The organism is Planomonospora antibiotica (genome assembly GCF_014647955.1).
Lineage (GTDB): Bacteria > Actinomycetota > Actinomycetes > Streptosporangiales > Streptosporangiaceae > Planomonospora > Planomonospora parontospora.
This window is the reverse complement of the sequence record NZ_BMQE01000095.1, coordinates 1-8,921: the sequence shown is the minus strand read 5'-3', so window position 1 is coordinate 8,921 and position 8,921 is coordinate 1. Positions and strand designations below refer to the sequence as shown.

Annotated in this window: 8 protein-coding genes and 1 pseudogene; 4 read left to right on the top strand and 5 right to left on the bottom strand. The window is 72.5% G+C overall.

Features of this window, described 5'->3' with window-relative positions; translation table 11 throughout:
• Positions 1 to 57: 57 nt before the first annotated feature.
• On the bottom strand, positions 58 to 786 hold the full coding sequence (locus IEZ06_RS35075; RefSeq protein ID WP_189240976.1) for a DUF8817 family protein: 729 nt from the start codon (positions 784 to 786) through the stop codon (positions 58 to 60).
• Between the two features lie 272 nt (positions 787 to 1,058).
• Here IEZ06_RS35075 and IEZ06_RS35070 point away from each other — a divergent pair, with 272 nt between their 5' ends.
• Entirely contained in the window at positions 1,059 to 2,003 is a 945-nt protein-coding gene (locus tag IEZ06_RS35070) for a DMT family transporter (RefSeq protein WP_189240975.1), read from the top strand.
• A 72-nt stretch (positions 2,004 to 2,075) separates the two neighbouring features.
• Here the strand turns inward: IEZ06_RS35070 and xynA are convergent, their stop codons facing one another.
• From xynA to IEZ06_RS35055, 3 genes are all read right to left on the bottom strand, one after another.
• On the bottom strand, positions 2,076 to 3,086 hold the full coding sequence (gene xynA / locus IEZ06_RS35065; RefSeq protein ID WP_189240974.1) for an endo-1,4-beta-xylanase XynA: 1,011 nt from the start codon (positions 3,084 to 3,086) through the stop codon (positions 2,076 to 2,078).
• Between the two features lie 436 nt (positions 3,087 to 3,522).
• Positions 3,523 to 4,428, bottom strand: coding sequence for an ABC transporter permease (locus IEZ06_RS35060; protein WP_203872416.1), 906 nt, complete (start codon positions 4,426 to 4,428; stop codon positions 3,523 to 3,525).
• Positions 4,425 to 5,339, bottom strand: coding sequence for an ABC transporter ATP-binding protein (locus IEZ06_RS35055; RefSeq protein ID WP_189240973.1), 915 nt, complete (start codon positions 5,337 to 5,339; stop codon positions 4,425 to 4,427). The genes IEZ06_RS35060 and IEZ06_RS35055 overlap by 4 nt, the downstream gene beginning before the upstream one ends.
• Before the next feature lie 318 nt (positions 5,340 to 5,657).
• On the opposite strand from IEZ06_RS35055, the gene IEZ06_RS35050 reads away from it, so the two are divergent.
• Together IEZ06_RS35050 and IEZ06_RS35045 are read left to right on the top strand one after the other, a co-directional pair.
• Positions 5,658 to 7,004: a sensor histidine kinase gene (locus tag IEZ06_RS35050; protein WP_189240972.1), complete on the top strand. Its 1,347-nt coding sequence runs from the start codon at positions 5,658 to 5,660 to the stop codon at positions 7,002 to 7,004.
• A 1-nt stretch (position 7,005) separates the two neighbouring features.
• Entirely contained in the window at positions 7,006 to 7,713 is a 708-nt protein-coding gene (locus tag IEZ06_RS35045) for a response regulator transcription factor (RefSeq protein ID WP_189240971.1), read from the top strand.
• A 663-nt stretch (positions 7,714 to 8,376) separates the two neighbouring features.
• Here IEZ06_RS35045 and IEZ06_RS35035 read toward each other — a convergent pair.
• Positions 8,377 to 8,709, bottom strand: a complete 333-nt coding sequence (locus IEZ06_RS35035) for an STAS domain-containing protein (RefSeq protein ID WP_229799128.1) — start codon at positions 8,707 to 8,709, stop codon at positions 8,377 to 8,379.
• A 12-nt stretch (positions 8,710 to 8,721) separates the two neighbouring features.
• Between IEZ06_RS35035 and IEZ06_RS36965 the strand changes: the two are divergent.
• A pseudogene (locus tag IEZ06_RS36965) lies at positions 8,722 to 8,921 on the top strand (hypothetical protein); the annotation flags it as partial.

The following is an 8,921-nucleotide window of genomic DNA, read 5'->3' as shown; positions in this document are numbered from 1 at the left end:
CTCCTCATCGCGTAGGGGAACGGATTGGAATCCCCCTCCTTCAGGAGGGGGAGGACGTCAAGGCAGCCACCCCTGCAGCCCGGCGAGGTGGCCGAGTTCCGACTCGACGCGCCGCCTGTCGGCGGCGGTGAGCTCCAGACCCCGTAGCTCGGCGGCCCACGGATCGGTGGGCTCGCCGAGGACCGTGGCGAGGTCGACGAGGTGGCACAGGGCGATGGCCCGCTCGACCACCGGGGCGTTCGCGCCGTGCCTGCGCACCCCGGACTTGAGCGCGCGGAAGGCCTGCAGGTCGTCGTTCTTGAACTCGCGCAGAATCCGGGCGTTGTCGAGCGCCTTGGCCAGGCCCGTCAGCCGCTTCGAACCGCCGTACTCCAGTTCGGCCGGCTCGTCGCGCTGGATGAAGATGATCGAGTTACCGGACGGGTCGACCAGCGTGAACCGGGAGGCGCCCGGCCGGTAGCGAGTGATCCGCGGTAGGCCGGAGCTCAGCACCTTCCCGTGGACCCGGCGCATCGCCGCGACGAACGCCGCGTGGTACGGCGCCACGGCGTCGACCATGACCAGGCAGCCCCCCGACTCCTCCCGGGCCGGGTCCAGCCCCTTGGGCGCCGGGCCGAAGTGCAACTGGAAGCCGCTCCACCGCAGCGCGAGATAGACATAGGGCCTGCTCTGCCTGTAGGTCGCCTCGAACCCCAGTGCCTCGTAGAACGCCAGGGTCTCCTCCAGTGACGCGCACGGCATCAACGGCACCGTCGTCTCGTTCGGCCGAACCGCGGGCTCAGTCATGTCGTTCCACCTTCCGGGTCGTCCGGCGATGCTCGCACTCCGCAGCGGACCTCGCATATGGATCGTTCCACGGCGGTCCGGCCCGGCCTGGCCGGAACCGCTCGGTCGCCTGCCGGGGATCGGCGTGGAACCCGGCCGGTGGCGGCCCGGCCCGGTCTCCCTCCCGGCCTCCCCGGGTATCCGCCCGCGGCACCGGACGATGACGGAGGCCGCCGCTGCCAGGGCCGAAAACCGCGATGAAGTGAGAAGCGCCCGAGGCATAGGGTTCCGGTATGAACCGGAACATCACCGGCGAGCAGCGGACCGCCCGCCTGGCCCTCGCCGCGGCGGGCGCCACCGTCGTCCTGTGGGCCTCGGCCTTCGTCTCGATCCGCAGCGCGGGTGAGCATTACTCACCGGGTGCGCTGGCGCTGGGGCGGCTGCTGGTGGGCTCCCTGGTGCTCGGCGCCATCCTGGCGGCGCGGCGCGAGGGATGGCCGCCGCGAGCCGCCTGGCCGGGCATCGCCGGCTCCGGCGTCCTCTGGTTCGGCCTCTACATGGTCGCGCTCAACTGGGGCGAACGGGAGGTGGACGCCGGCACGGCGGCCATGATCGTCAACATCGGCCCGATCCTCATCGCCCTGCTCGGCGGGCTGCTGCTCGGTGAGGGGTTCCCGCCGCGGCTGATGGCCGGCATGGCCGTGTCGTTCGCCGGGGCGGTCGTGGTGGGCGTCTCGATGTCCGGCGGCGACGGCGGGTCCTCCGTGCTCGGTGTGCTGCTCTGCCTGGCGGCGGCCGTGCTGTACGCCGCGGGGGTGGTCTGCCAGAAGCCCGCCCTGCGCCACGGCTCGGCGCTCCAGGTGACCACGTTCGGGTGCGTCGTCGGGACGCTGGCGTGCCTGCCGTTCGCGGGACGGCTCGCCGCCGAGATCCCGGAGGCCCCCCTCGCCGCCACCCTGAACATGGTCTACCTCGGCGTGTTCCCGACGGCGCTCGCCTTCACCACCTGGGCGTACGCGCTGGCCCGGACGACGGCGGGGAAGATGGGCGCGACGACCTACATCGTCCCGGCCCTGGTGGTCCTGATGTCGTGGCTCGTCCTCGACGAGGTGCCGGGGTGGCTGACCGCGGCGGGTGGCGCGCTCTGCCTGGCCGGGGTGGCCGTCTCCCGGGGAGGGGCGCTCCGCTTTCGGGGTCGGGGCCGGTCCACGGCGGTGATCGGCCGGCTGCGGCGGTGACCGGTGGGCAGCGGTAGGCGCGGCGGCCGTGGGCCGCCGCGCCGCAGGTGCGGGGTTCCGGGTGTCCTGAGGTCAGCCCGCGCTGCAGGAGACCGTCGGCCAGGTCCGGTTGCCGTTGTGCTGGATCGTCACGCCGAAGTTGTTGCCGCTGCCGTTGGGCCTGGCGGTCAGCACCTGAGAGCTGGGGTAGCTCGCGCTGATGTTCCAGGTGCTGAGGACCTTGGCGGGGGACGGGACGTTCATCGTCACGGTCCAGTTGCTCGAACCGCTGACCGAGACGTTGAGGTTGTAGCGGTCGCTCCACTGCTGACCCGCGGAGAGCGACGCGGTGCAACCGCCCCCACCACCGTTGCCGCCACCGCCGCCGCCGTTGTTGCCACCGCCGGAGGAAGTGCCCAGTGTGATGTTGGAGCTTCCGCTGCTCTGGTATCCCTCCGTCGCCATGATCATGTAGTCGTGGCTGCCCAGGTTCATCCCGTGCCGGGCCCACGCGTCGAAGTGGTTGCCGGAGGTGATGGTGCCGCCCGTCTTCTTCGACTGCCGGACGCTCCAGTACTGCTTGAAGGTCCGGGTGCCCTCGATGGAGGGGGCGTTGGTCCGCGTCGTCTCGTAGATGTCGTACGTGCCGCCGTCGCTGGTGACCGTGCCCTTGTACGTCCCCGTGGGCCGGTAGGTGCCCCAGTTGTCGACGATGTAGTACTCCACGAGCGGGTTCCTCGTCCACCCGTAGAGCGTCAGGTACGCGTTGCCGGACGGGTTGAAGGTGCCCGAGTAGGACACGGTCCGGCGTCCGCCGGTGCTCCAGCCCTTGCCGGCGACGAAGTTCCCGGTGTTGCGCCAGGAGGTGCTGTAGTTGCCGCCGGATCCCAGCTCCATGGAGACGGTCCCGGGGCTGTCGGTCCAGAACGAGTAGAAGTAACCGTTGTTGTTGCCGGTCTGGTTCGAGGATATGGGCGCGGCCGCGCTGGCGCTGCCGGGCAGCATCGCGGTGGCCGCGGCCAGCGCCACGGCGCAGACGCCGCGGGCGAACAGCCTGGCGCGGCCGGCTCTGCGGCTCTTCGGGTGGGCGGGGGCGTCGTTCATGGGGGCGTTTCCTCCTCGTGAAGGCCCGCGGGGACGGCCGGCGGGATACGACCCGGTGCCGGCGGCCGGGGTGACGGCCGCCGCACGCCGCCGCACGCCGCCGTCGTACGGCTCGGCGGAGGCCGGCCGGTCGTCGTGCGGCCGGCGACCGGGGGGCCGGGCCACGGCCGGTGGCCCGGATCGGCAGGGATCGGGGCTGCCGATGGCGACAGTGTTCGCCCCGGCTCCGAAAGTTGTCAATAAACTCCGAAATTTTCGGAATCATGAACCCAGTCAGGGGCCTTCGGGAGGAGTGCTCTACCTGTGGTTCCGCACCGAGGAACCGATCAGGGTCGAATGCCGGTGATGAAAATTTCAGACATCCCCTTGATCATGCTGCGCGAGGTGTGTCGGGAGAGAAGGACGTTCCCGGTCGGGCGGCAGGTCGGGCGGCTGCTCAGGCGTCCCGGCGGCGGAGCGCCAGGTAGCCGCCGAGGAGCGCGGCGGCGGTCCAGAGCGCCAGGAGGGCCATTCCGGTCCACGGGCCGTACGGGCGGCCGAACCGGGGGTCCCCCGGCGGGCCGGTGAGGTGCATGACCACCATTCCGACCTGGTCCGGCAGGAACTGCGTGACGGTCTTCGCCTTCGGGATGTTGCCGAGCCCCTGCGAACCGAGGAAGAGCAGCGGAAGCAGGATCCCCAGCGAGAGCGCGGAGCTGCGCAGCATCGTCGCCACCCCCGTCGCGAACAGGGTGATGAGCGTCAGGTAGAGGCAAGCGCCGATCATGGCCTCCACCGCCCCGTCCGCGCCGGCGGAGACGCCCTGCGGGCCGAGCGCCGCCTGGGACACGAGGAACGCGGCCGGTACGGTGACCAGTGAGAAACCGAGGAGCAGCGGCACCTCGGCGAGCAGCTTGCCGCCGTAGAACAGGCCGCGCCGGGGCACCGCCGCCAGAGAGGAGCGGATCGTCCCGGAGGAGTACTCCCCGCCCATCGCGAGCACCCCGAAGGCCACCAGGGGGAGTTGGCCGAGGGTCAGGCTGTAGAAGGCGGCGAAGAGCGGATCGAAGGGCCTCTCCGGGTCGGGCGGCATGCCGGCGAAGGCGAGACCGATCAGGTGGGCGAGGCCGATGCTGAGGGCGGAGGCCAGAAGGAAGAGCCAGAAGGTCGACCGCACGGTCCGCAGTTTGGTCCACTCGGCGGCGAGGACCGCCCGCACGCTGGTCGCGGTCGTTCCTGGACCCGTGGTCCCCTCGGCGGTCATGTCCATCGTCGTCCTCCCCGCCTCCGCGTTCGAACCCATCGCGGTGCCCGCCTCCGTCTCCGCCGTCCTCCCCGCTCCCGCGCCCGCCGGTGTGCTCACCGGTCCGCACCCCCGGCCCGGTACTCCACGGACTCACCGGTGAGCCGCATGAACGCCTCTTCCAGGGAGGCCGTCCGCGTGCCGACCTCGTGCAGTGTCAGACCACCGGCCGCGGCCAGCTCGCCGATCTTCGCGGCCTCGGTCCCGTGGGCTTCCAGCGCGCCGTCCGCCGCCTGCCGTACCGGGATCCCGGCCCCGGCCAGCACATCGCGCATGCGCTCCGGCTGCGGCGTGCGGATCCGGACGTACGAGCGGGAGTTCGACTCGATGAACTCGGGCACGGTGGTGTCGGCGAGCAGCCTCCCGCGGCCGATCACGATCAGGTGCTCCGCCGTGAGGGCCGTCTCGCTCATCAGATGACTGGAGACGAACACCGTGCGGCCCTCGGCGGCCAGTCCTCTCATGAGCCGCCGGATCCACAGGACGCCCTCGGGGTCCAGCCCGTTGACCGGCTCGTCGAACAGCAGCACCGGGGGGTCGCCGAGCAGTGCCGCGGCGATGCCGAGCCGCTGGGACATGCCCAGGGAGAAGCCCCCGGCGCGCCTCCCGGCCACGCTCTCCAGACCCGTCAGTTCCAGGACCTCCCGCACCCGGGCCGCCGGGATCCGGTTGCTCCGCGCCAGCCAGAGCAGATGGTGGTGGGCGCTGCGGCCGGCGTGCACGGCTCCGGCGTCCAGCAGCGCACCGACGTGGCGCAGCGGTTCGGGCAGGTCCCGGTAGCGCCGCCCGCCGATGAGGACGCGGCCCGCGGTGGGGTGGTCGAGGCCCAGCATCATCCGCATCGTGGTGGACTTGCCGGCGCCGTTCGGTCCGAGGAAGCCGGTCACCCGGCCGGGCCGTACCGTGAAGGACAGCTCGTCGACCGCGACCGTGCCGCCGTATCTCTTGCTGAGGTTGCGCACTTCGATCACCCGGTCGACGCTACGGACGAGGTCGGCTCGGGGCAGTCCCCGAAAGTCGCCGGTCCCGTCCTCGAAAGTCGTCTTCCGGAGGGCGGCGTTCCGCCGGCGAAAACCGCTTCCCGGCCGGAGCCCGGTGATCACCACCCGTCCGGTGATCACCACCCGTCCGATGATCGACACCCACGCGGGGACCACCGCCCCCGCGGGCCGCTCCTGGAGGGGAGGGCCGGGGCGCCGGGAGAACGGGAACGCCGGGAACGCCGGGTGCGCCGGGAACGCCGGGAGCGCCGGGAGCGTGGAGGGCGCCGGGAACGTACCCTGCTCCCCATGGGCCGACATCTCCTCGCCGCCGCCGTGGTCCTGACCGACACCGTGCTGCTGACGGCCGTCCACAGAGGTGACCCGCTCCTCTGGACGGTGCCGGTGTACGCATCGGCCGCAGCCCTGGTGATCGTGCTCCGCCGCCGGTCTCCGCTCGCCGCCCTCGTGGCCGCGACGGTGCTCGCCACCCTGTCCGGAGGAGGGTACGCCCTCCTGCTGTGGGCCTCCTACCAGGCCGGGCGCGCGATGCTCCCCCGGTGGGGCACGGCCGTGGCCGCCGGCGTCGGCTTCGGGGGCTTCGGCGCACAGTTCGCGGCCCGGCAGGCGGATCCGCGGATGCTTCCCCACCTCGCCGCGACCTGCCTCGTGTTCGTGGCGCTGCCGCTGCTGGCCGGGCGGTACCTCGCCCAGCACGAGCGGCTGCTCTCGGCGCTCGACCGGCACAACCGGGAGCTCCGGGGCAACCGGGAACTGCTCGTGCAGCAGGAGCGGCTGCGCGAGCGGCTGCGGATCGCCCGGGAGATGCACGACTCCCTCGGCCGCCGGCTCAGCCTGGTCTCGGTCCAGGCGGCGGCGCTGGAGGTCTCACTGCTCCCGCCGGAGCAGCGCCGGGCCGTGCTGCGACTGGCGGAGGCGGCACGCGGCGCCATGGACGAACTCCACGAACTGGTCGGAGAACTGCGCACGGAGGATGAGGCGCACGGGCGTTCCTCGCCCGGCGTGGAGGCGATCGGCGCGGTGGCGGCGGAGTTCCGGGCGGCCGGGGCGCCGGTGGAACTGCGGCGGCGCGGGGAGCCCCGGCCGCTCTCTCCGGCGGCCGGGCAGGCGGCGTACCGGGTGGTCGAGGAAGGGCTGACCAATGCGGCCAGGCACGCCCCGGGGCGGCCGGTCACGGTGAGCGTCGAATGGGAACCGGACGCGCTGCTGCTCACCGTCGTCGATTCCCTCCCGGAACCCCCGGACCGGCAGGATGCCCTGGACCGGCAGGATGCCCCGCACCTGCCGGGGGCCTCGCACTCGTCGGGAGTCCCGGACCGGCCGGATCGCCCGGGACCCTCGGGCCTGCCGCTCTCCGGCGCCGGGTACGGCCTGACCGGGCTGGGCGAGCGGGCACGGTCGGCCGGGGGGTTCCTGGACCACGGGCCCCGTCCTGGCGGAGGGTTCCGGCTCTTCGCGATGCTGCCCGTGCTGGGCGCCGACGCCGCAGGGGAGGCCGGGGCCGTACCGGAAGGCACCTGGGAGGACGGGGAGCCGCCTCTTCTCGGCCGCGTCCGCACGATCGCCGTCGGGGCGGCCACCGCGATCCTGATGTTCGTGCTGCTGCCCTCGATCATGCTGCTGGGAGTGGGCTGAGATGACCGGAGGGGCGGCGGCCGGAGGGACCGGCGGGGCGATCAGGGTGCTGGTCGCCGACGACGAGCCGCTGATCACGGCCGGGATCCGCACCGTGCTGGAGTCGGCGGGCGATATCGAGGTCGTCGCGCAGGCGGGTGACGGCAGGGCGGCCGTGGAGGAGGCGCTCAGGCACCGCGTCGACGTGGCGCTGGTGGACATCGACATGCCGGTACTGGACGGGTTGAGCGCGGTCGGGGAACTGCGCAGGAGGCTGCCCGGACTGCGGACCGTGGTGCTCACCGCCTTCGGTGCCGAGCCGAACGTGCTGCGCGCGCTGCAGAACGGCACATCGGGGTTCGTGCTGAAGAACTGCACTCCGGAGGAGCTGATCCACGCGGTCCGCGCGGCGCACCGCGGTGACGCCTACCTCTCCCCGGCGGTGACCCGGATGGTGCTGGGCATGGTCACGCCGGTGGAGGCCCGGCGCCGCAGGGAGGCGGCCGAGCGGTTGGCGGCGCTGGCGCCCCGCGAGGCGGAGGTCCTGGGCCTGGTCGCCGAGGGCCTGTCCAACGCCGGGATCGGCCTGCGGCTGAATATGAGCGAGGCGACCGTCAAGACCTACGTGAGCCGCATCCTGACCAGGCTCCGCTGCGCCAACCGGGTCCAGGCCGCCTTGCTCGCCCGCGACGCCGGCCTCGCACCCGGTGAACCGGAGACCACGGGGTAAGGGGCTCGTTTCTCCTCGTCGTAGGCCTTCTTGGAGCCGGTGAGCGCGTCGGTCAGGGTGCCCCGCTCGCCCTTGGCGACCCCCATGGAGGACAGCACGGGCAACATGTGGTCACCGGTCTTGCCCACCACGATGCCGCGCCGCTCCCGGCAGGCGGCCACGACACGGGCGGGGACGCCCCGGTCCGGTGTGCCCGTGGCGGCGCCGGCGCCCGGGCAGGTGGTCGTCGCCGTGACCGGGTCGAGCGGGCGGTGGCCCCCGGAGCCCCGATGGAATCACCCGCTACGGCAACCCTGAGTGATCGGTCGGCGTCTCACAGTGACGATCCCCTCACGTCTGGAGTGTTCCGTTGCGTAGACGCGTCTTCCTCTCCGCCGTTCTCGCCGCCCCGATGGCACTGGTCCCGCTCGCCGCCCGAGCCGCGGTCGCGGCGGACGTCCGGACCACCGTGGTCTGCTGCGATCCGCCCGGACCCGCCCGCGGCGGTGTCGGCGGAGAGCATGCGCTCGGCGGGAACACCGTCCGGCGGGCGACCGGCCTGGCCGGCCGGAGCCTGCGGGATCCGGGCTTCCGCCACGTCTTCGGCGAGGCCGCCCTCCGCGTCGGCGAGCATCTCGTCATCCGCTCCGGGCGGGTCCGCGGCGGCCGCACGGGCGCGTCGCGTTACGAGACGGCCTCTCCCCTGGTTCCCCCGTCACGCGAGGTCTCCTCGACCTCGGTGACCTCGGTGAGTCCGGAGATCGTCAGGACGGGGACGAGCAGCGGGTTGGCGATGAGCCGGATACGCGGTGCGTGGGAGAACAGGACGGTCAGACCGGCGCTGTCGAGATAGTCGACCGCGCTGAGATCGACGACCAGCGTGCTGTCGTCGGCGGACCGGGCCAGGGCCTCGTCCAGGGTGCCCGCGTTGCTCATGTCGATCTCACCGGTGACGGCGAGGACCGGCCGACCGTCGGACCGCTCCGAGGTGACCAGGGTCAGCGGGGTGTTCATCATGGGGCCTCCTTCGTGGATACCCCGGCCTTCAGGCTGGGGAGGAAACGAAGCTCCCGCGTAGCGGGGCAGGGAAAGGCGAATCGCCGCCAGGGCGATTCGACGTCCAAGTGGCGTGACGGGAAGCTGACGCTGGCGAAGATGGCCGACCCGCTGGACATCCGCTGGTCGCGTCCCCTGCCCGAAGGCGTGGAGCCTACGACCGTGACGGTGTC